Below are 24,210 nucleotides of genomic sequence, written 5' to 3' on the forward strand. Positions count from 1 at the left end.
GAGACGCACCCCGTGAGCGCCGGATCGATCGTCTTCGACGGGGCGCTCTGGCTCGCCCTCCCGATCGCGGTCCTGGCCGGGCTCGTGTCCTTCCTCTCGCCGTGCGTCCTTCCGCTCGTGCCCGGATATCTGGGCTTCCTCGGCGGCGCCGTCGATGCGTCCGCGCGGAATCGGCGACGCCCCGCGCGCGGCGGGCGCGGTCGGCTCCTCGGCGGCGTGCTGCTGTTCATCGCCGGCTTCACCGTCGTGTTCGTCGCCATGGGCGTGCTCGCGGGGTCCGTCGGCCGGTTCTTCCTCCAGTACCAGGACGCGATCACGCGCGTGCTGGGCGTGGTCGTCATCCTCATGGGCCTCGTGTTCCTCGGGGTGTTCGGCTTCGCCCAGCGGGTCGTCAAGCCGCAGGTGCGTTCGGGGCTGGGCCTCGTCGGCGCGCCCCTCCTCGGCATCGCGATGGGCATCGGCTGGGCGCCCTGCATCGGCCCGACCTACACCGCGATCCTGTCGATCTCGCTGACGGGGGGCGACCCGGCACGGGCCGTCGTCCTCGCGGTCGCGTACTCGCTCGGCCTCGGCATCCCCTTCCTCCTGCTCGCGCTGGGGTTCGGCTGGGCGACCCGCTCCGTCGCATTCCTGCGCCGGCATATCCGGACGGTGAACATCCTGGGCGGACTGCTGCTCGTCGCACTCGGCCTGCTCATGGTGACCGGGGTGTGGACCTCCGTGATGTCCCAGCTCCAGGGGGTGATCGGCAGTGTCCAGCTCCCGCTCTGACGTGGTCGACGCCACCGACCCCCTCCGGCCCACCGACCACGCCGACGCCGGGGAGCCGTCGGGGCCCGTCTCGCCCGCGCTCGGCCTCGTGGGCTGGCTGCGGTGGGGATGGCGGCAGCTCACCAGCATGCGCACCGCTCTCGTGCTGCTGCTCCTGCTGGCGATCGCCGCGATCCCGGGCTCGATCGTCCCGCAGCGCACCGCGGACCCGAACGGGGTCTCCCAGTTCAAGGTCGACAACCCGGACCTCTACCCGGTGCTCGATCATCTGCAGTTGTTCGACGTCTACTCGTCGGCCTGGTTCTCGGCGATCTACATCCTGCTGTTCATCTCGCTGATCGGCTGCGTGATCCCGCGCACGACCCACCACGCGAAGGCGCTGCGTGCCCGGCCGCCCCGCACACCCGTCCGGCTCTCGCGCCTGGACGACCACGCGGAGGCGTTCCGGGCGCTCCCGGGCGCCGACGCGGACGCCGCGGCGTCGGCGGCCGCGCGCGCGATCGACCTCGCCCAGACCCAGCTGCGCAAGGGCGGATACCGCGTCGAGCGGTACGACGGGCCCGCCACGGGGCGCGCCGCCGGCATGGCATCCGTCTCCGCGGAGCGCGGGTACGCGCGCGAGACGGGCAACCTCGTCTTCCACGCCGCGCTCGTCGGCGTGCTGCTGTCGGTGGGCGTCGGCGGCGGTCTCACCTACACGGGGCAGACCGTCGTCGTCGAGGGCGACAACTTCGTGAACTCCCTCGCTCTGGGCTACACCTCGTTCAATCCCGGCCGATTCGTCGACACCGAGGACCTCCCGCCCTACTCCCTGACCCTCGACAGGTTCGACGTCTCGTACGTTCCCGTCGGGCAGGCCGGGCAGGGCATGGCGGGCGACTTCGCCGCGCACCTGACGACGCGCGAACCCGGTCACGACCCGGAGCAGAAGACCATCCGTGTGAACCACCCCATCGATATGGCGGGAGACCGCGTCTACCTGATGGGCAATGGATACGCGCCGACGATCACGGTGCGCAACGCCGCGGGCGAGGTCGTCTTCCGCGAGGACGTCGAGTTCCTGCCGCAGGACACGAGCATGACCTCGCTCGGCGTCGTGAAGGTCCCCGACGGGATCACCCGGGACGGGCAGAAGGAGCAGCTCGGTCTGGTCGGATTCTTCTATCCGACCGCGGCGACCCTGCACTCGGGCGCCTTCACGTCGATCTACCCGGCTCTCGCCAATCCGCTCCTGACCCTCGACGTGTACATCGGCGACCTCGGCATCGACGACGGCACGCCGCGCAACGTCTACGCGCTGGACACCTCGGGGATGACGCAGCTCACCGGGCGCTCGATCGACGTCGCGTCGCTCGAGCTCGAGCCCGGGAAGACCGTCGACCTGCCCGACGGCCTGGGCACCGTGACGCTGGAGGACGCGACCGCCGGGGGTGCGCCCGAACAGGTGAAGCGCTACGTGTCGCTCTCGGTGCACCGTGACGTGGGCGCGCCGTTCGTGCTCGTCTTCGCCGTGATCGCACTGCTCGGACTGCTCGCGGCCCTGTTCGTGCCGCGGCGGCGGATGTGGGTCAAGGCGACCCCGACCGAGGGCGGCATCGCGCTGGAGTACGCGGGTCTCGCCCGCGGCGAGGACCCCGCCATCGCCGTCGCGGTCGCCGAGCTCGTGCGCGAGCACGGGAAGGCCCTCGACGACGCGGGCGTCGGCTCGCCGACCGCCGACGCCGACCGGCCGGGCGCGTGAGCCCCCGCGTAGACTGAACCGCATGCCCGCAGCCGAACCCTCGCTCGACAGCGTCTCGGTCCTCCTGGTCTGGACGACGATCGCGATCTACGCCCTGGCGTTCGTCGCCTACGCCGTCGACCTGGCCCGGCGCTCCGACCTGGCCGTGAAGGCGAAGGATGCCGCGTCGCGGGCATCCGCCGACCGCCACCTCGTCGGGGTCGGGGCAGCGTCCGCGGGCGGATCCGGCGAGGCCGCGGGCGGGTCCTCGATCTCGCGTGTCCGCGCCGAGGAGGAGATCGCCGCGACCGACCTCGAGGCGCGCCCCGCGGCGCGGCGCCGGTACCTGTGGGCGCGCATCGGCACGTCGCTGACGGTCCTGGGCTTCCTCTTCCACGTCGCCGCCGACATCACCCGCGGGATCGCGGCCGGCCGCGTGCCGTGGTCGAACATGTACGAGTTCGCCCTCACGGGGACGATGCTGATCGTCGCGGTGTACCTCGTCGTCCTGCTGCGGTACGACCTGCGGTTCCTCGGGACGTTCATCACGGGACTGGTCACGGTGCTGCTGGGGGCGACGGCGATCTGGTTCTACACCGTGGTCGTGCCGCTCGCCGATCCGCTCAAGAGCGTCTGGCTCGTCATCCACGTGTTCGTCGCGTCGCTCGCGACGGCGCTGTTCGCCCTCGCGTTCGCCCTGTCGGTGATGCAGCTGCTGCAGGCCCGGCGCGAGCGTCTGGCGGTCGCCGCCGACGATGCCGCTCGCAGGGATGTCTCGGATGCCGCGGCCGTCGCTACGGGTGCGCCGACCTCGTCGGGGGCGCCGGTGCGCACCGGCCCCCGGTTCCTGCGGACCCTGCCCTCCGCCGACATGCTCGAGTCGCTGGCGTATCGCTTCGCGATCATCGGCTTCATCTTCTGGACCTTCACCCTCATCGCCGGCTCGATCTGGGCGAACGACGCATGGGGCCGCTACTGGGGCTTCGACACCAAGGAAGTGTGGACCTTCGTCATCTGGGTGCTCTACGCCGGCTACATCCACGCGCGCGCGACCCGCGGCTGGCGGGGCACCCGCTCCGCATGGCTGTCGATCATCGGCTTCACGGCCGTGATGTTCAACTTCACGATCGTGAACATGTTCTTCAAGGGTCTGCACGTCTACAGCGGCCTGACCTGATCCCCGCCCGGGTCGCCCCGCCGCCTGGGTCGTCGGGGTCGCCCCGCGCACGCTTGCCGAGTGTCCACGACGCGCGGCGCGCCGGGGTGCTGCGGCGGCGTGTGGTGGACACTCGGCGGGTGTGCGGCCTGGGGCGCGGCGCCGGGCATCCGCGTAGCCTTCCGGCGTGCCCGCGCTCGCGCGCGCCCGTCCGCCGCACCCGCCCGGCGCCCCGCGCACATCTGCCGAGTGTCCACGACGCGCGGTGCGCCGGGGTGCTGCCGCAGCGTGTCGTGGACACTCGGCGGTGGCGGAAGCCGGGCGTGAAGACGGCGGGAGGAGGGGGAGAGCGTCCGGAAGGGGCGGAGCGCGAACACGAGGCGGCGGGGAGCGGACCGTCGGTGCGTGTCAGGCGCGATATCCGCGAGCGGCGAGGGCTGCGCGCGTCCGCCCGACGATGAGACGTCCGGGATCCGAGAAGTGGTGCGCGAGCACACGAACGATCACCCATCCGTTGGCCTCAATCTCGGCCCATCGATCCGCGTCGCGACGGAACTGGTCGCCGTCGGCGTGCTGGCGACCGTCGTACTCGACACAGACGCGCCACTGTCGATAGGCCAGGTCGAGTCGGGCGATGAATCGACCGTCGGGTCCGCGCAGCTCCATGTTGAGCTCGGGTTCGGGGAGGCCTCCCCGAACGAGCGCGAGGCGAGTGAGCGTCTCGCGCGGCGACTCGGACCCCACCCGCGCCTCGGCCACGGCGGCCCGCAGGGTCACCGCGCCGCGGACGCCCGGGCGAATGGCTTGGGCGAGGTCATCCGCTGTCCGATCCTCGTTCAGCAGGTGATCGGCGAGCACGATCAGATCGTCCAGTCGCAGCATCCGCCCGCACTGCGCCCACACCACGGTCGGGTGGGGAACGGGCATTCCTTGCGCGAGGGTCAGCTCATCGTGCCGTAGTCGCAGACGATGTCCTCGGATGCCCGGGAGGCGCGGCTCACGGGTGCCGGGCAACGCCGAGAGGTCGAGCGGTTCGTGTGCGCACCAGGCGGGCAACGGCATGCCCCACAGTGCCGCCGCCGTGAGGTGGCTGAAGACGTGGGCGCCGCTCAGGCGGGGCTCGAGGACGACGCACCGATCGAGGACGGTCGACATCGGGGTCGCGTGCGGCGCCCGCACGCCTCGGTACGGGGCGAAGAGGTCCGTGGCCCGCAATCGTCCCGCGGGCACGCCGAGGAGTTCCGCGTCGCGGACCCGGAACGGCACGCCCTGGATCTCGAGGGGAAGCGGTGTCGGCTGCATGGCATCCAGTGGACCGGATCCGCCCAACGCGCAGACCGCCCGCCGCGCGATCTGTGGACAGAACGCCGATCTCCCCGCAGGTGGAGGACCCTCTTTCCGGCGCGCGAACGCCCGCGCCTCGCCCTCCGTGCAGCGGGGTCGAGTGTCCACGACATGCGGGATCGACCACCCGTCGCGCCGCGGGTCGTGGACACTCGGCTGGTGGGATGGCCTGCGGCGGGGATTCGACGGGATCGTCGCCCGGGCGGGCTTCGCGCCTGCCTTCGCCGGGCGGGGCACCCTCGGGCGGGGCACCCTCGGGCGGGGCACCCTCGGGCGGGGTACCCTCGGGCGGGGTCGAGTGTCCACGACATGCGGGATCGACCACCTGTCGCGCCGCGGGTCGTGGACACTCGGCAGAGGTGCGGGACCCGAAGCCCGACCCCCGGGCCCCGGGCCCGGACCCCGGCCCCGGACCCGGCCGGGGGGTCAGGCGAGGGCGGGGGCGGGCTCCAGCAGCATGCGGGCCGTGGCGGTGCGGCGACGGGCCACCGCGATGACGGTGACCACGAAGGCGAGGGCCGCCCAGACGATCATCCCGGCGAGGCCGGCGCCGAGCCCGCCCGACGAGGTGAGCACGGCGAGCATCGCCGTGTACGCAGGCGTCGTCGGCATGAGCGAGGCGATCGCGGAGAGGATGCCCGGCACGGTCGACACGATCCCGGTCGCCACCGCGAGGACGCCGACCAGCGCCCCGATCCAGCGCCCGGCGCCGGCGAACACCGCCACGAGGGCCTGGTTCACCGCGGCGAACGAGACGCCCGCGACGACCGCGAGCCCCGCGAAGCCCGCCCACACGCCGGGGTCGTACTGCGCCGCGAGCTGGACCACCACGGCGACGAGCAGACCCTGCAGCGCGCCGATGACCGCGGCGGGCGCCAGGTTGCGCAGCGCGAGCAGCACCGACGGGCGGCGCGAGCTCAGGGCGTGGCGCGGCACGGCCTGCAGCGCCACGAACGAGGCGAGGCCGCCGAACCACAGCGCGAGCATCGCCAGCAGCGGGATGGCCGACGCACCGAAGATGTTGGTGCTCGTCCCCTCCGCCGTCACCGGGTCGGCGACCACCGACGCGAGGTCGGTCGCCTGCTGCTGCGTGTACGAGGGCAGCGAGCGGGATGCCTGGGTGAGGCCGTCCGCGAGCGACGAGGTTCCCGTCGCTAGCTGGGCCACGCCGTCCGACAGGGTCTGGGAGCCGTCCGCGAGCTGGGTCGCCCCGTCGGCGAGCTGACCTGCCCCGGTCGCGATGCCGGTCGCCCCGGTCGCCGACTCGTCGAGGTGACCGGCGATCGTCCCGAGCCCCGACTGCAGCCCGTCGGCGCCCTCGGCGAGTCGGCCGACGCCGCCCGCGAGCTCGGCGAGCCCGCCCTGGACGCCGGAGGCGTACCCCGAGGCGTATCCCGCGTTCGTGGCCGCGCTCTGCACGTCGGCGGCGAGGGCGCCGAGCGCGGTGCAGGTGGCGACCTGTTCCGGCGTCGTCGGGGCGGTGCAGCTGTTCTGCGCCAGCAGGCCCTGGTAGGTCGTCGCCAGGCGCACCGTGGCGGCCGCGGCATCCGACGCGAAGCGCGTGCTGGTCGCCGCGGCGCCCCCGAGCGTGCCGTCCGCCGTCGACGTCATCTGTCCCTGGGCGGTGCGTGCGCCGCCGGCGAGCTGACCGGCGCCGTCCGCCGCGGTGCGCGTGCCGTCCGCCAGCTGCCCGAGCCCCGAGGAGAGCTGGGATGCTCCGTCGCCGAGCTGCGTCGCGCCGGAGGCGAGCTGGGTCGCCCCGTCGGGCAGCTTCGCCGCGCCGGTCGCGGCCTGATGCGCGCCGTCGGCGAGCTGGTGCGCCCCGTCGGCGGCCTCGCCCAGCTTGTCGCCGAGTGTCGTGAAGCCGAGGAACACGTTCTCGAGGTACGTGCTGGACAGCTGCTGACCCATGACAGATGCCGCGGCCTGCGACAGCTGCGACGTGATGGCGCCGTCCACGATGCGCCCGTCGGGCGGCGTCTGCACCCGGATCGTCGCCTTCTCGGGCGTGCCGCCGGATCCGTCGGAGGCACCCGCGGTCGAGGTCGCCGCGGCGGAGAAGTTCGCCGGGATCGTGACGACCGCGTCGTACGTGCCGTCGGCGAGGCCCTGCGCGGCATCCTCGGTGTTGGAGATCGTCCAGTCCAGGTTGCTCGGCAGATCGTCCGAGCCCTCGACGAGGCCGGCCGTGAGCTGGCGCCCCAGCGGGACGTACTGGCCGTTGATGGTGACGGGCTCGTCGTTGTTCACGATCGCGGCGCGCATCCCCTCGAGCCGGTCCACGGGGTTGTACAGCGCGGCGACGAGGATGCCGCCGATGACGACGGGCAGCAGGAGGATGCCGAGGAGGGTCAGCCACGTCACGGGGCGGCGGGAGCGTGCGCGCTCGAAGGGAAGGGTCATGAGATCACCTGGGTCGGGGACGAGGGCGGAACCGGGGCGGAGAGGGGGCTCTCGGGGGCCGGGGCGAGCGAGAGGGCGATGACACCCGGACGGTGCGCCTCGGCGAGGAGCTCGAGGGCCGGGCCGTCGCGACGTGCGGAGACGACCAGAGTGAGCGCGTCCGACGAGCGGCGGGAGAGTCGCTCGGCGGCGTCGCGCAGGAGCGCGGCGGCCTGATCCCGTTCCGCGCCCGTGAGCGTGTCGAGCCCGTCGATCGCGACGAGGCGGGTGCGCCCCGCCAGCGCTCGCCGCAGCTCGCGCAGCGGATCGGGCGATCCGTCCAGCAGCGCGACCGAGACGTGCGCCCGCACCCACGCGGCGCGCCCCGGCAACAGGTGACCGGCCACGCGCAGCCGACCCGTGCTCGGAGCCACCCGGCCCGCGATCATGAGGGCGAACGCCCGGGATGCCCGCGGGTCGGCGGCGGTCACGACGAGGGTGTCGCCCTCCTCGGCGCGGAAGTCCGCACCGGAGAACAGGTCGACATCGCCCGCTCCGCCGCGCTCCACATGGACGGCGACGTCCTCGCCGACCAGCGCCGCGCGAGATCCCGGCTCGGGCCAGTCGGCGAGCGCGAGCTCACGCTCGACGGCCTCGCCCTCGATGTCGAAGTGCGGCAGGATCCGGTCGAGCCAGCGGGGCATCCACCAGGCCTTGTCGCCGAGGAGCGCCATGACGGCGGGGCCGAGCGTCATCCGCACGAGGAAGGCGTCGACGGCGATGCCGACGGCGAGCCCCAGCGCGATCGGCTTGATCGAGGTGTCGCCCTCGGGGACGAACGCGGCGAACACGGCGAACATGATGACCGCGGCGGCCGTCACGACGCGGGCCGAGGCGGTGAAGCCGCTGCGGATCGCGTCGAGCGCGAGCGTCCGCGCAGCGACGCGTTCGCCGGATGCCCGCGCGGCGCGCCGGGCGTGGACGAAGTCCTCGCGCATCCTCGAGACGAGGAAGACCTCGTAGTCCATCGCCAGGCCGAACAGGACGCCCATGAGGATGATCGGCATGAAGCTGATCACCGGGCCGGTGCGTGTGACATGCAGGGCGTCGGCCATCCAGCCCCACTCGAAGACGGCCGCCACCACGCCGAAGGCGGCGAGGATCGACAGCAGGTATCCGAGCGTCGCCTTCAGCGGCACCCAGATCGACCGGAACACGATCATGAGGAGCACGAACGACAGACCGACGACGAACAGGCCGAACGGGAACAGGGCGGCGCCGAGACGGTCGGAGATGTCGATGGCGATGGCCGTGTACCCGGTGACCTTGAGGTCCACGCCGTACGTCTTCAGCCACTCGTCGTGGTGGGCGCGGAGGGTGCGGACGAGGTCGGCGGTGGCGGGGTCGGCCGGCCCGGTCGTGGGCACGATCTGCACGAGTCCCGTGTCGGCGGTCTCGTTGGGGGTCGCGACGACCACCTCCTTGACGCCGGGGATCCGCTCCACCGCGGTCTTCAGGTCGGCCATCAGGCCGAGGGGGTCGGTCGAGGTGACGATGGTCCCGGTAAGGATGAGCGGACCGTTGGCGCCGGGTCCGAAGTGTTCGGCGGTGAGGTCGTACGCCTGGCGTGCCTGGCTCGACGTCGGCTGCATCCCCGCGTTCGGGAGCGCGAGCTGGAGGCTCGCCGCGGGGATCGCGACGACGCCGAGCGTCACCACGACGGCGATCGTCGTCACGATCGGATGCCGCGTCACGAGCAGCGCCCAGCGGTTCTGGCGCGGGGTCGAGGCCGCCGTCGGTCGCGGCGCGTCGTCGTCGGCTGCGTCGGCCGACGCCGAGGGCGCGCCGCGACGGGGCCGACGGATCGCGACGCCGCGGCCGAGACCGCGGCCCCAGCCCGCGACACGCGGCCCCGCGAAGCCGAGCAGGGCGGGGGTGAGGGTGACGGCGACGAGGACGGCGACGGCGACGGCGCCCGCCGCGGCGATGCCCATCGTCGTGAGGAAGGGGATGCCCGCGAAGCTGAGCCCGATGAGGGCGATGAGGACGGTGACGCCCGCGAACAGCACCGCCGACCCGGCCGTGCCGGTGGCCCGTGAGGCGGACTCCTCTGGCTCGATGCCGCTGCGGACCTGATCCTGATGCCGCGCGACGATGAACAGTGCGTAGTCGATGCCGACGGCGAGGCCCAGCATGATCGCGAGCATCGGCGTCGTCGAGGAGACGGTCGCCACGGCCGTGGAGAGATAGATGAGGACGACGGCCAGCGCCACGCCGATGAGGGCGCTGACGAGGGGGAACCACGCCACCGCGAACGAGCGGAACGTGACGATCAGGACGAACAGGGCGATCAGGACGCCGGCGATCTCCACGAGGGACAGGCCCGGGAGCGAGGTCGAGAACAGGTCGCCGCCGACGACGACCGTCGAGCCGGCCGGCAGCTGTGCGCCGAGGCTCGCCGAGGCATCCTCCAGTGCGGTCTTCGTGGCCGCCGGCACGTCGGTGACGTTGCCCGCGAACTGCAGCCGGATCAGGGCGGCCTGCCCGTCGTCGCTGAGCATGCCGGACACCCGGTCGTCGAACGGGTCCGTCACCGCGAGGACGCCGTCGAGCGTGTCGAGATGGGTGACGGTGTCACCGATCTCCGTGCGGTACGGCTCGGCGTCGATGCGGTCTCCGGGGGCGGCGACGACGACGAACTGCGCGCTCGTCCCGCTCGCCTGGGGGAACGTGCGGTTCAGCAGCTGGATGCCCTCTTCGCCCTCCGTGCCGGGGATCGAGAAGGAGTTGTCGAAGCCCTTCACGGCGCCGGCGGCGATCCCGCCCGCGACGGTGCCGACGACGACGCCGAGGAGGAGGAGCCAGGCGACCAGGACCCGCCAGGGGTGACGGTACGACCAGCGGCCGAGAGAGGAGAGGAGAGTGGACACAGGTGCTCCGGGAACGTCGGGGAAGGTCTCGATACAACACTGTATCGGATACGCGGGTGTATTCTGAGAGGCATCCTCCCCGTCATCCTGGGGAGTCGATGTGAATCATGGCCCGAGGAGGAGCCGAGATGGAGACCACGTCGCGCGCGGGTTCGCGCCGCCGCGAGCAGACGCGCGCGCGCCTGCTCGATGCCGCGCACGAGGTCTTCGGCGAGGTCGGGATGGATGCCGCCTCCGTCGAGCTGATCTGCGAGCGTGCCGGCTTCACGCGCGGCGCCTTCTACTCGAACTTCGACTCCAAGGACGAGCTGTTCCTCGCCCTGATCACGCACCTCGCGGAGCAGAAGCTGGACGAGGTCACGGTGCGCGTCCGCGACCTGCGGCCCGGCGAGGTCGTGGATCCGCCCACCCTCGTGCGTCAGCTGGTCGGAGCGTCGATCGATCAGCAGATGGAGCCTCAGCTCATGAGCGAGATCCGCACGCAGGCGCTCCGCGACGCCCGCCTCGGCGCCGCGTACCTGGCCTGGCAGGGCGTGCTGCAGCAGCGCGTCGAGGACATCATCGCGCACGTCGTCGCGACCTACGGATTCCGCCTGCGGGTGGGCGTGCCGGAGCTCGCCCAGCTGATCCTCGACATCAACGTCGAGACGTGCGTGCGCGCGGCGATCGAGGAGCGCTCGGCGGAGGAGGCCACCGCGCTGTTCAACGAGCGCATCACCCGGATCGTCGTCGCGCTGGTCGACGTCGACTGAGCCGCGCTCAGCCGGTCGCGGCGTCCCCGTCCGGGGGCAGCAGGGCGTGGCACCGCTCGATGCGGGCGAGCCACCAGTCGCGTCGGTCGCCGCCCGCGGCATGCGCCTCCAGCAGGGCGGGGTCGGGCGTCACGCGCCGCACTGCCAGGGCTCCCCGCTCGGGGCGCAGCGGCTCGGACGTGACGTCCGCCGCGAGGAGCGAGGCGGTGCCGAGCCCGCAGTCGTACGGCAGGTCGGGGAGAGCAGCGGCGAGGGTCAGCCCCATGGCGAGGCCCACGCTCGTGTCGAGGGCGCTGGAGACGACGGCGGGCATCCCGGCCTCGGCGACGATCCGCAGCGCGCGCCGCGCGCCGCCCAGCGGCTGGGCCTTCACGACGAGCAGGTCCGCCGCGCCCGCCCGCGCCACGGCCAGCGGGTCCGCCGCCTTGCGCACGCTCTCGTCCGCGGCGATCGGGATGTCCCAATCGGCGATCCGGGTCCGCAGCTCCGCGAGCTCGTCGACCGTGGCGCACGGCTGCTCCAGGTACTCGAGGTCGAACTCGGCGAGCGCGTGCGCGGCGTGCTCGGCCTCGTCGACGTTCCACCCGCCGTTCGCGTCCAGCCGGATGCGGCCCTCCGGCCCCATCGCCTCGCGCACGGCCCGCACGCGCGCCACGTCGTCGGCGAGGCCCTGGCCGCGCTCGGCGACCTTGACCTTCGCCGTCCGGCAGCCGTCGAACCGCGAGAGCACGGCCGGCACCTCGTCGGCGGGGAGGGCGGGCACCGTCGCATTGACCGGGACGACGCTGCGCACCGGCGCGGGCTGACGTCGCCATCCGAAGTCGAGGGCTGCGGCGAGCCATGCCGAAGCCTCGGCGTCGTCGTACTCGAGGAAGGGGGAGAACTCGGTCCAGCCCTCCGGGCCCTCCCACAGCACGGCCTCGCGGTGGTCCACGCCGCGGAAGCGGGTCACCAGGGGGAGGGAGACGACGTGCGCCGACGCGCACAAGTCGGCGAGGGTGGGCATGACCTCATCCTGCCCGCTCGGAGTCGACGGCGGGCGGCGGAGGCGGGCGGGTCGTCGGAACGGTGGTGCGGGTGGGGTCCGTGCGGCGCCGGAGGCGACACCCGCCCCTCCTCTCCGACGACGGGCCGGTAACCCGGCGGGCGGCGTGGGCTATGCCGGCTGCCGGCGACCCCGGACCAGGCTCGAGACGCCGACGGCGAGGAGTGCGACGAGCGCGGCGAGGCTCACGAGGTGCAGCGGGACCGCCCACGGCGAGTGGTCGGCGCCGGTGGTGGCGAACGTGTCGGCGACGCCCATCCGGACGCCGAACGAGGCGAAGAAGTAGCCGGGAGCGCCGAGCACGAGAAGCGCCAGGTAGGCGACGACCGTCGCGGTGGGCGGCATCCCCGTCGACACGACGACGAGGAACACGCCGACGGCCAGCAGGACGCCGACGCCGAGCGTCAGGTAGACGTTCAGCGGCCCGTTCCACTGCTGGGCGGAGGTCATCTCGGCGTGGATCGCCTCGATCGGCATCCCGGGCACTGCCGCGGAGGGGCTGAGCACGAGGATCTGGAACGCCGCCCACGCGGCGTAGCCCGCGACGAGGAGCGTTCCGGCGGCGGCGAGGACCACGGCGGTCGGGTTCGGCGCGTTCATGGGATCAGTCTGGCCGATCGCGACCCGCCCCCGGGGACGCCCCCGGCGGAAGCCGGTCGGGTGATCAGTCGTTCTGGAGCGTGGGGCGGATCAGCAGCTCGTTGATCGTCTGGCGGCGCGGGCGGGTGACGATGTAGCCGACGGCCTCGGCGATGTCGTCCGCCTGCAGCGGGTCGAGCGTGCGCATCCGGTCGAGGTTGCCCTCGCGTACCCCGTCGCGGATGTGGTCGCGCAGCTCGGTGTCGACGGCGCCCGGCTCGACGAGGGCCATGCGCACGTATCGGGCGCTGAACTCCTGCCGGAACGACTCGCTGAACGCGCCGAGCCCGTGCTTGGTGAGGTTGTAGACGGCCGACCCCCGCTTGACCTGCCGGCCGGCGGTCGACGAGATGTTCACCACGTCGGCGACGCGGCGCGGATCGTCCTCGGCGGATGCCAGCAGGTGGGGGAGCGCGGCCTTCGTCATCGACAGCGCCGCCGTGAGGTTCAGGTCGATCATGCGGTCCCACTCCTCGATGGGCGCCTGCTCGATCGGCCCGACGAGCATGAGGCCGGCGTTGTTGACGAGGATGTCGAGGCGTCCGAGCTCCCCCACGGCACGGGCGACGGCCGCGTCGGCCTCGCTGCGCTCCGTGATGTCTGCGACGATCGCGGTGCCGCTGCCGCCCGCGGCGGCGATCCCGGCCAGGACGGCGTCCAGACGGTCGGCGCGGCGTGCGACGAGGGCCACGGCGGCGCCCTCTGCAGCCAGGGCCCGGGCGGTGGCCGCGCCGATCCCGCTGGATGCTCCGGTGATCAGTGCGACGGTGCCCTCGAGAGCGCTCATCCCTTCACGCTAGCGCGGGCATGCGGGGGTCAGGCGACCTGCGTGCCGCACATCCCGCAGACGCCCGTCGCAGGCACCTGCACGAAGCAGTCGGGGCAGAACACGGCCGGGCGTTCGGGGATCGTGGGCGCGGCGGCCTTGCGCGGTGCGGCGACGGCCGACCGGGGACGCCGGGCGCGCTCGGGGGCCGGAGCCGGGGCGAGCTTCGCGACGGGCTTGTGGTCGGCGCAGTAGAAGCGGACGAAGCCGGCCGGATTCGTCGGATGCCGGTGCTTGACGACCCAGAGCGCCTCGCGCGGCCAGGGCTCGCTGTCGGGTCCGCATCCGGCGCACCGGGTCGCGTCTCCGGGCACGGCGTCGGCGGCGGCCACCGCGAGCTCGAACGGGAGGGCGTCCCGCCAGTCGGAGGAGTTTCTGATCTGCACGACGAGCCCTTCCGGCGGGATCCGTTCGGGTGGGATCCGCCGTGCCTCATTGTCCCACGCCGCCCGCACCCGCGGAACGCCCCCGGGCCGAGCGCACCGGCAGAGCGCACCGGCCGAGCGGGCCTTCTCAGGCGGGGCGCCGGGGCGGCGCCGTCTCGTCGGTCGCATCGCCACGCGGTGCGACCGCGCAGAGGTAGCGGGGCCGGTCGGGCCAGCGCGCATCGCGCGGCGCCGGGGTGATCCGAAAGCCAATTCGGCGGTAGAACTCGACGGCGTCGTCGTCCGTCCCCGCGTGGAGCTCGCGGTGCGGCGCGGCGCGGCGGACCGCGTCGACCAGCTGCGAGCCGAGGCCGCTCCCGCGGGCGGTGTCGGACACCGCGATGTAGTGCAGCTCGAGGTGGCCATCGCGCTCATCGAAGGCCGCGAAGCCGTCGACCTCGGCGGACACGGCGCCGATCACCCGCAGCGTCGGCAGCTCGGCGTCGCGGATGCGCCGCAGCTCCTCCGTCTCGACGCCGGCGGCCTCCCACAGCAGGGCGAGGAAGGCGGCCGTGCCGATCTCGGCCGTCGTCAGCGTGCGGATGGCCCGCGTCACGCCGTCACCTCCACGAAGTGCTCGACGACCGGGAAGGGGTCGTAGAACGGATGCAGCAGCTCCCGCCAGCGCTCGTACTCCGGCGAGCGGCGGAACCCGTCCGTGTGCGCCTCGACGCTGTCCCACTCGACGAGCAGGAGATAGGCGGACGGGGTCTCGAGGCTGCGCCGCAGCGCGACCGAGCGGCATCCGGGCTGCTGCTGGATGAGGGGACGAGCGCGCGCGAAGGCGCGCTCGAAGTCGTCGTCACGACCCGGTCGGACGGGCAGGATCGCGTGTTCGAGGATCACCCGTCGACCCTAGCGGCGAGCCGCGGCGCCCCGATCGCGGCCGGGGTGCGCGCGTAGGCTGGGCGGGTGACCGACACCTTCGTCTCCGAGCTGTTCGATCCGGCCGAGTGGGTGCTCGCCCCGGGCGGCGGCGAGTACACCGACATCACCGCGCACGTCTCCGTCGACGGACGGATCGCCCGCATCGCCTTCGACCGGCCCGAGGTGCGCAACGCCTTCCGCCCGCACACCGTCGACGAGCTGCACCGCGCGCTGGACATCGCGCGGCAGGACCCGCGGATCGGCGTCGTGCTGCTCACCGGCAACGGCCCGAGCCCCAAGGACGGCGGATGGGCGTTCTGCTCGGGGGGCGACCAGCGCATCCGTGGGCGTGACGGCTACACCTACGCCGCCGACGACGCGACGGCGCCCGACACGGCGCGGGCGGGACGTCTGCACATCCTCGAGGTGCAGCGGCTCATCCGCTTCATGCCGAAGGTCGTCATCGCCGTGGTCCCCGGGTGGGCGGCGGGCGGCGGTCACTCGCTGCACATCGTGTGCGACCTCTCCGTGGCATCCGCCGAGCACGGCCGCTTCAAGCAGACCGACGCCGACGTGGGGTCGTTCGACGCCGGCTACGGCTCGGCCTACATGGCGCGCCAGGTGGGCCAGAAGGTGGCCCGCGAGGTGTTCTTCCTCGCCGAGGAGTACTCGGCCCGGCGCGCGTACGAGATGGGCGCCGTCAACCGGGTCGTGCCGCACGCCGAGCTCGAGCGCGAGGCGATCGCGATGGCGCGGACGATCCTCGGCAAGTCGCCGACGGCGATCCGGATGCTGAAGTTCGCCTTCAACGCGATCGACGACGGCCTGATGGGCCAGCAGGTCTTCGCGGGTGAGGCCACCCGCCTCGCCTACGGCACCGACGAGGCCGTCGAGGGGCGGGACGCGTTCCTCGAGAAGCGCGATCCGGACTGGTCGCCCTACCCCTACCACTACTGATGCGGCTGGCGACCGTCGACCCGGCCGACGCGCGGGCCGTCCTGCGCGGACTGCGCGATGCCGTCCTCGGGGCCGGACCCGCCCTCGCCCTCGGGGCCGCGCACGACCGTGAGCCCGGCGGGGCGAACGGGCTGCCCGCCGAGGTGCCCGCCGGGACGGCGGTCGTCGTCACGACCTCCGGCTCCACCGGATACCCCAAGTCGGTCGCGCTCAGCCGCTCGGCGCTCACGGCGTCGGCCCTCGCCACCGCGGAGCGGATCGGGGAGGGCGCGTGGCTGCTCGCCCTGCCGCCCGGCTACATCGCGGGCGTCCAGGTGCTCGTCCGCTCCCTCGTCGCCGGTCGCGAGCCGGCGATCCTCTCGGGCGTTTTCTCGGCGTCGGCGTTCGCGGCGGCCGCGGCCTCCATGGCCTCGAGCGTCGGCGGCACGCCCGTGCCCACCTTCACGTCGCTGGTGCCCGCGCAGCTGCAGACGGTCCTCGACTATCCCGCCGCGACGCGGATGCTCGCGGGTTTCGCGGCCGTGCTCGTGGGCGGGCAGGCCCTCGCCCCGGCGCTCGCCGCCCGCGCCGCGGACGCGGGCGTGCGCATCGTCCGCACCTACGGGTCGAGCGAGACGGCGGGCGGTTGCGTCTATGACGGCGTGCCCCTCGAGGGCGTGGGCGTCCGCATCGTGCATGCCGAGGTGCAGCTCTCCGGCCCGACTCTCGCCGACGGCTACCTGGGCGACCCCGCGCGCACGGACGCCGCGTTCATCCGCGACCCCGACGGCACCCGCTGGTACCGCACGGGCGACGCGGGCACGTTCGACGGCCGGGTGCGGGTGACCGGTCGCCTCGACAACGTCCTCGTCTCGGGCGGCGTCAACGTCTCGCTCGACCGCGTCGAGCGGGCCGTGCGGTCGATCGCAGGGCTCGAGGACGCCGTCGTCGTCGCCGTCCCCGACGAGCGCTGGGGCCAGGCATCCGTCGTCGTCACCGCGGGGTCGGCCGATCTCGCCCGGGTGCGCGCCGTCGTGGAGGACGAGCTCGGAAAGCCCGCCCGCCCCCGCGAGATCATGCACCTCGACCCGATGCCTCTGCTGCTCAGCGGCAAGCCCGACCGCACGGCCATCCGCGCCCGCGCGGCCGGCGCCTGACGAAAGCCCCCGGCCGCGCCGGAATAGGATGCTCGGGTGGCAGGCAGCACCCGCAAGAAGAAGCACTCCGGATCCGTCAAGGCGAACCGCAAGGCTCACGCACAGCGCCAGAACCCCCGGTCGGTCTCGGGCAACCCGCAGAAGGCCCGCGTCTCGGGCGATCCCGGCCACGTCGCGCGGGCGACCCTCGGCGACTGGATCGGCGCCGCACGCCTGCGCACCCTGCCCCTCGCCGTCGCCCCCGTGGTCATCGGCACCGGTGCGGCGCTGCTGCCCGACGGCACGTTCCACGGGGTCATCGCGCTGTGCTGCCTCGTGGTCGCGGTGGCGATCCAGATCGGTGTGAACTACGCGAACGACTACAGCGACGGCATCCGCGGCACCGACGACCACCGGGTCGGCCCGGCGCGGCTCACCGCCTCTCGTAAGGCGTCGCCCCGCGCCGTCCTCACGGCGGCGCTGGCCTTCTTCGCGATCGCCGCCGTCGCGGGCGTCGCCATCGTCGTCCGCACCGGTCACTGGTGGATGCTGCTGATCGGTGCGGCGTGCCTCGTCGCCGCGTGGTTCTACACGGGAGGCAAGCGACCGTACGGCTACGCGGGGCTCGGCGAGCTGTTCGTGTTCGTCTTCTTCGGTCTCGTCGCGACCGTCGGGACGACGTTCGTCCAGGCGGGGACCGTCCCCCAGGAGGCGTGGTTCGGCGGGGTCGCCGCGGGGCTCCTCGCCTGCGCCGTGCTGCTGGCCAACAATATCCGCGACATCGATCAGGACCGCCTCGCCGGCAAGCGCACCCTCACGGTGCGGATCGGCCGTCGCGCCACGCAGGTGCTGTTCTCAGTGCTGGTGCTCGTGCCCTTCGCGATCGCGGTCTTCCTCGCGCAGTTCTATCCCATCGCGTGGCTGTCGCTGCTCGCCCTGATCCCCGCCGCGTGCGCGATCCTCATCGTCTGGACCTACCGCGCGCCGCGCGAGCTCGTCGTCGCGCTCAGCCTGACCTCGCTGACGTCGCTCGGACTCGCCGGGTTCCTCTGCTGGGCGTTCGTCGCCTGAGCGTCGCCGCACCCGGCTCGCGCCGCCCCGGCTCCGTGCGTCAGCGCTCGTCGGACTCCGTCGCGACGTCCTCGACCTGCTCGTCGCTCGGGACGCGCCGACGGCGCTCGGCGAGGCCGGAGGTGAGGGCGTCGAGGGGGCGTCGCAGGAACAGCATCGACAGCGAGAGGCCGATGAGGGCCGCGAAGATCGCCGACAGCCAGTAGTACTCGCGCATGACCGGCAGCAGCATCATCAATCCGAACGGCACGAGGAACGCCGCCAGGCGAAGCACCGTGTAGACGAGGGCCGAGCGAGCACGCATGTCTCCAGCTTACGCGCGCGGCGGACGGCCTCCCACGGGGCCCGCGCTCAGCGCTCGTACAGTGCCCGCGCGCCTAGGATGGGACGATGGTGCGCATCCTCCTTCCGGCGCTGCTGCTGCTGATCGCGTTCTGGGTCTACAGCATCGTCGACTGCGCCCTGCTGTCGCCCACGCGCCACCGCGGCGTCTCCAAGCCGGTGTGGCTGCTCATCGTCGTGCTGCTGCCGGTGCTCGGCGGCATCCTCTGGTTCGTCGTCGGTCGCGGCCGCATCCGTGTCGCGCCCGCGTACCGAGCGCCGGACGACAACCCCGACTTCCTGGGCAGGATCGGATCGGTCAGCGATCAGGACGAGCGGATCCGCCGCCTCGAGGCCGAGCTCGCCGCCCTGGACGCCGAGGATCCCGACCAGGACGGCCCCGGCCGGTCGCGGCACGGCGGATCGGGCACGGCCACCCCGTCCGCGGACGACGACGGCGAGACCCCGCCGCGCGCGCACGGCTGACATGGACGACCAGCGCCGGGCGGCGCCCGCGACGGACGCCGCCGCCGCCCTCCTGGGCCGGCTCGTCGAACTGGGCGTGCGGCACCTGGTGGTGAGCCCGGGCTCGCGGTCGCAGGCCCTCGCGCTCGTCGCCGCCGAGCTCGAGGCGCGCGGTGCGGCCTCCGTGCACGTCCGCATCGACGAGCGCGTCGCGGGGTTCACCGCGCTCGGGATCGGCCGTGAGAGCGGAATGCCCGCCGCCGTCATCTGCACGTCGGGCACCGCGGTCGCCAACCTCCTCCCCGCCGCGCTCGAGGCTCACCACGCCGGCGTCCCCATGGTGCTGCTGACGGCCGACCGTCCGCCGGAGCTGCGCGGCGTCGGAGCGAACCAGACGACGCGTCAGCCCGGCCTGTTCGCCCCCAGCATGCGGTTCGAGACCGACCTGCCCGTGCCCGAAGAGGTGGACGAGGACGGCACGGGGGAGTCCTCGGAGATGCTGCGCCGGGTCGCGGAGGAGGCGGTGGCGGCGGCGCTCGGCGCGGGCACGCGTCAGGCGGGGCCCGTGCACCTGAACCTCCCGTACCGCGAGCCGCTCGCCGGCGCGCTCCCGGACTGGCTCGGGATGCCGACCGTCGAGCTGGCGGCGACCGAGCCCGACCCCGACGACGCGGCCCCGGTCGCGCCGGCGCCGAGCCCCGATCCGTCGGGAGCGCTGTACCAGGGCGGGGGCGGGATCGGCGAGTCGAACCTGCCGACCGACCCCGACGTCGACCCGCACGTTTTGGAGCGGGGTCCGCGGACGATCGTGATCGCCGGTGCGGACGCCGGGCCCGCGGCCGAGGCGCTCGCCCACGCGGGCGGGTGGCCTCTCGTCGCCGAGATCGTCTCGGGCTCGCGCTACGGCCGCAACCTCGTGCACGGATACCGGCGCCTGCTGTCGGATCCGGAGTTCGGCGGACGGATCGAACGCGCCGTCGTCTTCGGGCACCCCACCCTCAGCCGTGAGGTGACCGCCCTCCTGTCCGCCCCCGACGTCGAGGTGCTCGCCGTCCGCGGCCCGGGCGAACCGCTCAACCTCAACGGCGCCACGACCGCCGTCGACGCCGTGATCGCGGCGGTCGGCGAGTTCGATCGGGCGTGGTTCGGGGCGTGGATGCGGGCGTCGCGCGAGGCGGCCGTCGACCTCGCCCCGCCCGCTCCGGACGCGGACGGCCTCGCCTCGACGGTGCCGCGGGAAAGGCGGGACGCCGTCGCGGCGGAGCTTGAGATCGTGCGTGCCCCCCTCGACCGGGCCGGCCTCGTCGACGCCGTCTGGCGGGCGACGTGGCCGCACGACCGGCTGCTGTTCGCCTCGTCGCGCCTCGTCCGCGTCGCGGATCAGCTGCTCGGGGGCAAGAAGATCCGGGTGCACGCCAACCGCGGCCTCGCCGGCATCGACGGGACGATCGCCACCGGCCTCGGCGTCGCGATCACGAGCCAGGCGGACGGTGCCGCGGGCGTCACGCGCGTGCTGATGGGCGACCTCGCGCTGCTGCACGACGTCGGCGCGATGCTGCTGCCCGTGGGGGAGCTGGCGCCGCGCATCCAGGTCATCGTCGGCAACGACGGCGGGGGCACCATCTTCGACGGCCTCGAGGTCGCCGAGACCGCGTCCCCCGCCGCGATGGAGCGGGTGCTGTACACGCCGCAGGACGTTGCGCTGGACGCGATCGCGGCCGCCTACGGCTGGGAGTACGTGCGGGCGGCGACGCGCGCCGAGCTCGACCAGGCCCTGACGGGAGCGGTCGCGGGACGCCAGCTGATCGAGGTCGCGCTCGCGCGGTGAGGGGGCCCGCGACCGGCCGCTCGCGCGCGGCGCGCGCGTCCGCCAGGATGAGACCATGACCGCGAAGAGCCAGGTGCACTGGACGGACGACCCTGCCGACCTCCTCCGGGTCGGCCCGGGCTTCCGGCTCGCCGACGTCGATCCCGCGGCGAGGCCCGGCTACGGCGGCGGCAAGAAGCAGGGGCGCCAGGACCTCGCCGACGGGGCCGATCAGCTCGATGAGCTGCAGGAGCGTCTGTACGCCCAGAGCAGGGTCGTCGAGGACACCCCCGCCGTGCTGCTCGTCCTGCAGGCGATGGACTCGGCGGGCAAGGGCGGCATCGTCCGCCACGTCGTCGGCTCGGTCGACCCGCAGGGCGTGTCGCTCGTCGCATTCAAGAAGCCGACCCCGGAGGAGCTCGCCCACGACTTCCTCTGGCGCATCGAGAAGCACGTGCCGCGGCCCGGGTTCATCGGCGTCTTCGACCGGTCCCACTACGAGGACGTCCTGATCGGTCGCGTGCGCAGTCTCGCGAGCCCGGACGAGATCGAGCGGCGCTACGGCGCGATCGTCGATTTCGAGAAGCGGCTGACGGATGCCGGCACGCGCATCGTCAAGGTGATGCTCCACATCTCGCGGGACGAGCAGAAGGCGCGTCTCATGGAGCGGCTCGACCGACCCGACAAGAACTGGAAGTACAACCCGGGTGACGTCGACGAGCGCGAGCTGTGGCCCGACTACATGGCGGCCTACCAGACGGTGTTCGAGCGCACGTCGACGCCGCACGCGCCCTGGTACGTGATCCCCGCGAACGCGAAGTGGTACGCCCGGATCGCCGTCCAGGCGCTGCTGCTCGACGCCCTCGAGGACATCGATCCGCGCTGGCCCGCCGCCGACTACGACGTGGCCGCCGAGAAGGCCCGGCTCGCCGCGACCTGATCCGTTCGCCCGGGACGCCTCAGGCGAGAGCGTCGACGATCGGGCGGAACTTCACCCGCGTCTCCAGGAGCTCCGTCTCGGGGTCGCTCCCGGCGACGATGCCCGCTCCGGCGTAGGCCGTGAAGGGGATGCCCTCGTCGGTGCGCGCGTCGAGGTCGAACTGGGCGCCGCGCAGGGCGATGGCCCACTCGCCGTCGCCGTGGGCGTCGACCCAGCCGACCGGACCGGCGTAGCGCCCGCGGTCGAAGGGCTCGATGCGCGAGATGGCCGCGAGGGCGGCTGCCGTCGGCGTGCCCGCCACCGCCGCCGTGGGGTGCAGGGCGGCGAGGAGGTCGAGCACCGAGGTGTCGCCGGCGGTCGTCGCCTCGACGTCGGTGGCCAGGTGCCAGACGTTCGGCAGGGCGAGCGTGAAGGGCTGCTCGCCCGCCACGAGTGCCGACGCGTACGGGCTCAGCGCGTCGACCAGGCTGCGGACGGCGTAGCCGTGCTCGTCGAGGTCCTTGGCGCTCGATGCCAGGGTGAGGGCGGCCTCGCGGTCGCTGTCCGGATCCGCACCCCGGGCGACGGTGCCCGCGAGCACGCGCGCGGTGACGGTCCCGCCCGACACCGTGACGAGGGTCTCCGGGCTCGCGCCGATGAGACCGTCGACGGCGTACACCCAGGTGTCGGGATAGCCGGAGGCGAGGCTCCGCACGAGCCGTCGCAGATCCGCACCGCCGGGGACCGTGCCGCGGAGGTCTCTGGCGAGGACGACCTTGCTGACCTCGCCGGCGGCGATGGCGGACAGGCCCGAGCGCACCGCATCCTGGTAGCCCTCCGGCGTGAGCGCTCCGGGGCCGACCGCGGCCGACCAGTGCGGACCGAGGGGGACCGCGGCCGGCTCGTCCGGGTCGGCGTCGTCGGCATCCGTGAGCACCCAGGTCGCCCACGTGCGATCGCCGCGGTGCCCGATCGTGAGGCGCGGGACGGTGAGCAGGGCGCGGGCGTGCGACGCGGGGTCGAAGGGGAACGCGCCGAAGGCGACGAGGCCCGACCCCGTCTCGCCCACGTGGTCGTCGATCTCGGCGTGGGCGACCGCGTCGCGCCAGCGCGCGGCGAGCTGCGCCGATCCGGTGCCGGGCGCCGTCAGGGTGAGCGCCTCGCCGGCGCCGACCAGCCATGCGCCGCGGCGGCTCCAGACGAGCGGATCGACGGGATCGGCGTACGGCAGCAGGTCGCCCACCGGAGCGATCTCGCGACTGATCACCCGCAGCCGGGGGCTGCCGGAGGTCGGGGAATCCATCCGACCAGCCTAATCCGGCTCCGCGCTAGGCTCTGCGGCATGACCGATCGCCCCGCCCCCGGCACTCCCGTCGTGTTCCGCTGGCGGAAGTGGGACGGATCGGCGCACTGGGAGCACGAGGCGGTCTTCCTCGGCAGCGACCGCTGGGGCGACTGGGTCGGTCAGCGCGACGGCTGGCGCAGCGCCCGCCCGGGTCGCGACCTGGCCTCCGAGGGCGACAACGTGACGCTGATCCCACCCGGCGGCGAGTACGCCGCCACGTTCAACGCCACCCACCCGCGCGTGGCGATCTACATCGACATCGCGTGGGACGTGCGATGGCAGGCGGGCGACCCGGTCGGGATCGACATGGACCTCGACGTCGTCCGCGCGCGGGACGGCCGGGGGATCTGGATCGACGACAGGGACGAGTGGGACGATCACCGCGTCCGGTACGGCTACCCGGTCGACGTCGTCGCCCGGCTCGAACGGGTCGCCGTCGAGCTCGAGGACGAGGTCACCCGCGAGGTCGCCCCCTTCGACGGGGCGACCGCCGCGCACTGGCTCGCCGAGCTCGCCGGGCACCGACCTAGGATCGAAGGATGAGCGACGCACCCGGCCCGACCGATCCGTCCGCCGCCGACGGGAACCGGGCGGACCTCGGCAAGGACCCGTCGCGCGTGAGCGGCATGTTCGACGAGGTCGCCGCCGCGTACGACCGCACCAACACGGTCCTGAGCCTCGGCCAGGACAGGCTGTGGCGCATCGCGACGACGCGCGCCGTGGCGCCCCGGCGCGGGCAGCGCATCCTGGACCTCGCCGCGGGGACCGGCGCGAGCTCGGTCGCCCTGGCGCGCTCCGGTGCGGAGGTCGTCGCGGGCGACTTCTCGCCCGGAATGATCGCCGAGGGGCGGCGGCGGCACGGGCACGTGCCCAACGTCACGTTCGTCGAGGCGGATGCCATGGCGCTCCCCTTCGAGGACGACTCCTTCGACGCCGTCACGATCTCGTTCGGCCTGCGCAACGTCCACGATCCGCGGGCGGCGCTCGCCGAGATGCTCCGGGTCACCGCCCCCGGGGGACGCCTCGTGGTGTGCGAGTTCTCGCATCCGCAGAGCCCCGCCTTCGCCGGACTGTACGGGTTCTACAACGACCGGGTCCTCCCGATCGTCGCGAAGGCCGTGAGCTCGAACGCGGACGCCTACGACTACCTCAACGAGTCGATCCGCGACTGGCCGGACCAGGCACGGCTGTCGTCGTGGATCCGGGGGGCCGGATGGACGGATGTCGCGCACCGCGACCTCACGTTCGGCATCGTCGCGCTGCACCGGGCCGTCAAGCCGCCCCTGGGCTCGGCGCCCGCGCACAGTGCACCCGGTGCCTGAGCGGCCCACCGCCCTCCCGGCGCGGCCGGGT

Annotated in this window: 23 protein-coding genes; 12 read left to right on the top strand and 11 right to left on the bottom strand. The window is 73.5% G+C overall.

Translation table 11 applies throughout. From position 1 onward, the window contains the following. Positions 1-12: 12 nt before the first annotated feature. From WFI00_RS09115 to ccsB, 3 genes are read left to right on the top strand one after another with little or no spacing between them, the layout of a single operon-like run. The gene (locus WFI00_RS09115) at positions 13-771 is read left to right on the top strand and encodes a cytochrome c biogenesis CcdA family protein (RefSeq protein WP_336632901.1); all 759 of its coding nucleotides are present in this window, start codon (positions 13-15) and stop codon (positions 769-771) included. Continuing rightward, positions 752-2,512 carry a cytochrome c biogenesis protein ResB gene (resB, locus tag WFI00_RS09120; RefSeq protein ID WP_336632900.1) on the top strand — a complete coding sequence of 587 codons (1,761 nt, stop codon included), beginning with the start codon at positions 752-754 and terminating at the stop codon, positions 2,510-2,512. The genes WFI00_RS09115 and resB overlap by 20 nt, the downstream gene beginning before the upstream one ends. Positions 2,513-2,534: 22 nt before the next feature. After that, positions 2,535-3,668 carry a c-type cytochrome biogenesis protein CcsB gene (ccsB, locus tag WFI00_RS09125; protein WP_336632899.1) on the top strand — a complete coding sequence of 378 codons (1,134 nt, stop codon included), beginning with the start codon at positions 2,535-2,537 and terminating at the stop codon, positions 3,666-3,668. Positions 3,669-4,055: 387 nt separating this feature from the next. Here the strand turns inward: ccsB and WFI00_RS09130 are convergent, their stop codons facing one another. The 3 genes from WFI00_RS09130 to WFI00_RS09140 all read right to left on the bottom strand — a co-directional run bounded on the left by WFI00_RS09130 (position 4,056) and on the right by WFI00_RS09140 (position 10,303). Continuing rightward, positions 4,056-4,949, bottom strand: coding sequence for an endonuclease domain-containing protein (locus WFI00_RS09130; protein WP_336632898.1), 894 nt, complete (start codon positions 4,947-4,949; stop codon positions 4,056-4,058). A 468-nt stretch (positions 4,950-5,417) separates the two neighbouring features. Further along, complete coding sequence (locus WFI00_RS09135) at positions 5,418-7,394, bottom strand: YhgE/Pip family protein (RefSeq protein ID WP_336632897.1); 1,977 nt, start codon at positions 7,392-7,394, stop codon at positions 5,418-5,420. Then, entirely contained in the window at positions 7,391-10,303 is a 2,913-nt protein-coding gene (locus WFI00_RS09140) for an MMPL family transporter (RefSeq protein ID WP_336632896.1), read from the bottom strand. The genes WFI00_RS09135 and WFI00_RS09140 overlap by 4 nt, the downstream gene beginning before the upstream one ends. A 128-nt stretch (positions 10,304-10,431) precedes the next feature. On the opposite strand from WFI00_RS09140, the gene WFI00_RS09145 reads away from it, so the two are divergent. Next, entirely contained in the window at positions 10,432-11,055 is a 624-nt protein-coding gene (locus WFI00_RS09145; protein WP_336632895.1) for a TetR/AcrR family transcriptional regulator, read from the top strand. A gap of 7 nt (positions 11,056-11,062) precedes the next feature. On the opposite strand, the gene WFI00_RS09150 is transcribed toward WFI00_RS09145, so the two are convergent. The 6 genes from WFI00_RS09150 to WFI00_RS09175 form a co-directional block, all read right to left on the bottom strand. Continuing rightward, the gene (locus WFI00_RS09150) at positions 11,063-12,061 is read right to left on the bottom strand and encodes an o-succinylbenzoate synthase (RefSeq protein ID WP_336632894.1); all 999 of its coding nucleotides are present in this window, start codon (positions 12,059-12,061) and stop codon (positions 11,063-11,065) included. Between the two features lie 150 nt (positions 12,062-12,211). Then, positions 12,212-12,700: a hypothetical protein gene (locus tag WFI00_RS09155; protein ID WP_336632893.1), complete on the bottom strand. Its 489-nt coding sequence runs from the start codon at positions 12,698-12,700 to the stop codon at positions 12,212-12,214. 64 nt (positions 12,701-12,764) lie between these two features. Beyond that, complete coding sequence (locus tag WFI00_RS09160; RefSeq protein WP_336632892.1) at positions 12,765-13,526, bottom strand: SDR family NAD(P)-dependent oxidoreductase; 762 nt, start codon at positions 13,524-13,526, stop codon at positions 12,765-12,767. 29 nt (positions 13,527-13,555) lie between these two features. Then, positions 13,556-13,951 carry a glucose-6-phosphate dehydrogenase gene (locus tag WFI00_RS09165; RefSeq protein ID WP_336632891.1) on the bottom strand — a complete coding sequence of 132 codons (396 nt, stop codon included), beginning with the start codon at positions 13,949-13,951 and terminating at the stop codon, positions 13,556-13,558. A 127-nt stretch (positions 13,952-14,078) separates the two neighbouring features. Next, entirely contained in the window at positions 14,079-14,546 is a 468-nt protein-coding gene (locus tag WFI00_RS09170) for a GNAT family N-acetyltransferase (RefSeq protein ID WP_336632890.1), read from the bottom strand. Beyond that, a complete protein-coding gene (locus WFI00_RS09175) occupies positions 14,543-14,836 on the bottom strand; it encodes an antibiotic biosynthesis monooxygenase family protein (RefSeq protein WP_336632889.1) in 294 nt (97 codons plus the stop codon). Before WFI00_RS09175 ends, WFI00_RS09170 begins: the two co-directional genes overlap by 4 nt. Positions 14,837-14,902: 66 nt before the next feature. Here WFI00_RS09175 and WFI00_RS09180 point away from each other — a divergent pair, with 66 nt between their 5' ends. The 3 genes from WFI00_RS09180 to WFI00_RS09190 are packed head-to-tail and all read left to right on the top strand — an operon-like array spanning position 14,903 to position 18,000. Then, a complete protein-coding gene (locus WFI00_RS09180; protein ID WP_336632888.1) occupies positions 14,903-15,814 on the top strand; it encodes a 1,4-dihydroxy-2-naphthoyl-CoA synthase in 912 nt (303 codons plus the stop codon). Continuing rightward, on the top strand, positions 15,814-16,950 hold the full coding sequence (locus WFI00_RS09185; protein WP_336632887.1) for an AMP-binding protein: 1,137 nt from the start codon (positions 15,814-15,816) through the stop codon (positions 16,948-16,950). Before WFI00_RS09180 ends, WFI00_RS09185 begins: the two co-directional genes overlap by 1 nt. 36 nt (positions 16,951-16,986) lie before the next feature. Further along, a complete protein-coding gene (locus WFI00_RS09190) occupies positions 16,987-18,000 on the top strand; it encodes a 1,4-dihydroxy-2-naphthoate polyprenyltransferase (RefSeq protein ID WP_336632886.1) in 1,014 nt (337 codons plus the stop codon). A gap of 40 nt (positions 18,001-18,040) precedes the next feature. Here the strand turns inward: WFI00_RS09190 and WFI00_RS09195 are convergent, their stop codons facing one another. After that, positions 18,041-18,304: a DUF4229 domain-containing protein gene (locus WFI00_RS09195; protein ID WP_336632885.1), complete on the bottom strand. Its 264-nt coding sequence runs from the start codon at positions 18,302-18,304 to the stop codon at positions 18,041-18,043. A gap of 86 nt (positions 18,305-18,390) precedes the next feature. On the opposite strand from WFI00_RS09195, the gene WFI00_RS09200 reads away from it, so the two are divergent. The 3 genes from WFI00_RS09200 to WFI00_RS09210 are packed head-to-tail and all read left to right on the top strand — an operon-like array spanning position 18,391 to position 21,533. Then, a complete protein-coding gene (locus WFI00_RS09200; RefSeq protein WP_336632884.1) occupies positions 18,391-18,807 on the top strand; it encodes a PLDc N-terminal domain-containing protein in 417 nt (138 codons plus the stop codon). Between the two features lies 1 nt (position 18,808). Continuing rightward, positions 18,809-20,614 carry a 2-succinyl-5-enolpyruvyl-6-hydroxy-3-cyclohexene-1-carboxylic-acid synthase gene (gene menD / locus WFI00_RS09205; RefSeq protein ID WP_336632883.1) on the top strand — a complete coding sequence of 602 codons (1,806 nt, stop codon included), beginning with the start codon at positions 18,809-18,811 and terminating at the stop codon, positions 20,612-20,614. Between the two features lie 55 nt (positions 20,615-20,669). Beyond that, entirely contained in the window at positions 20,670-21,533 is an 864-nt protein-coding gene (locus WFI00_RS09210) for a polyphosphate kinase 2 family protein (protein ID WP_336632882.1), read from the top strand. A gap of 19 nt (positions 21,534-21,552) precedes the next feature. On the opposite strand, the gene WFI00_RS09215 is transcribed toward WFI00_RS09210, so the two are convergent. Beyond that, positions 21,553-22,815 (bottom strand): isochorismate synthase, encoded by a 1,263-nt coding sequence (locus WFI00_RS09215; protein WP_336632881.1) that lies wholly within the window; start codon positions 22,813-22,815, stop codon positions 21,553-21,555. A 39-nt stretch (positions 22,816-22,854) separates the two neighbouring features. Here WFI00_RS09215 and WFI00_RS09220 point away from each other — a divergent pair, with 39 nt between their 5' ends. Together WFI00_RS09220 and WFI00_RS09225 are read left to right on the top strand one after the other, a co-directional pair. After that, positions 22,855-23,400, top strand: coding sequence for a DUF402 domain-containing protein (locus WFI00_RS09220; RefSeq protein WP_336632880.1), 546 nt, complete (start codon positions 22,855-22,857; stop codon positions 23,398-23,400). Further along, complete coding sequence (locus WFI00_RS09225) at positions 23,397-24,179, top strand: demethylmenaquinone methyltransferase (RefSeq protein ID WP_336632879.1); 783 nt, start codon at positions 23,397-23,399, stop codon at positions 24,177-24,179. Before WFI00_RS09220 ends, WFI00_RS09225 begins: the two co-directional genes overlap by 4 nt. Positions 24,180-24,210: the final 31 nt, after the last annotated feature.

It is taken from the genome of Microbacterium sp. MMO-56 (assembly GCF_037146215.1).
Classification (GTDB): domain Bacteria; phylum Actinomycetota; class Actinomycetes; order Actinomycetales; family Microbacteriaceae; genus Microbacterium.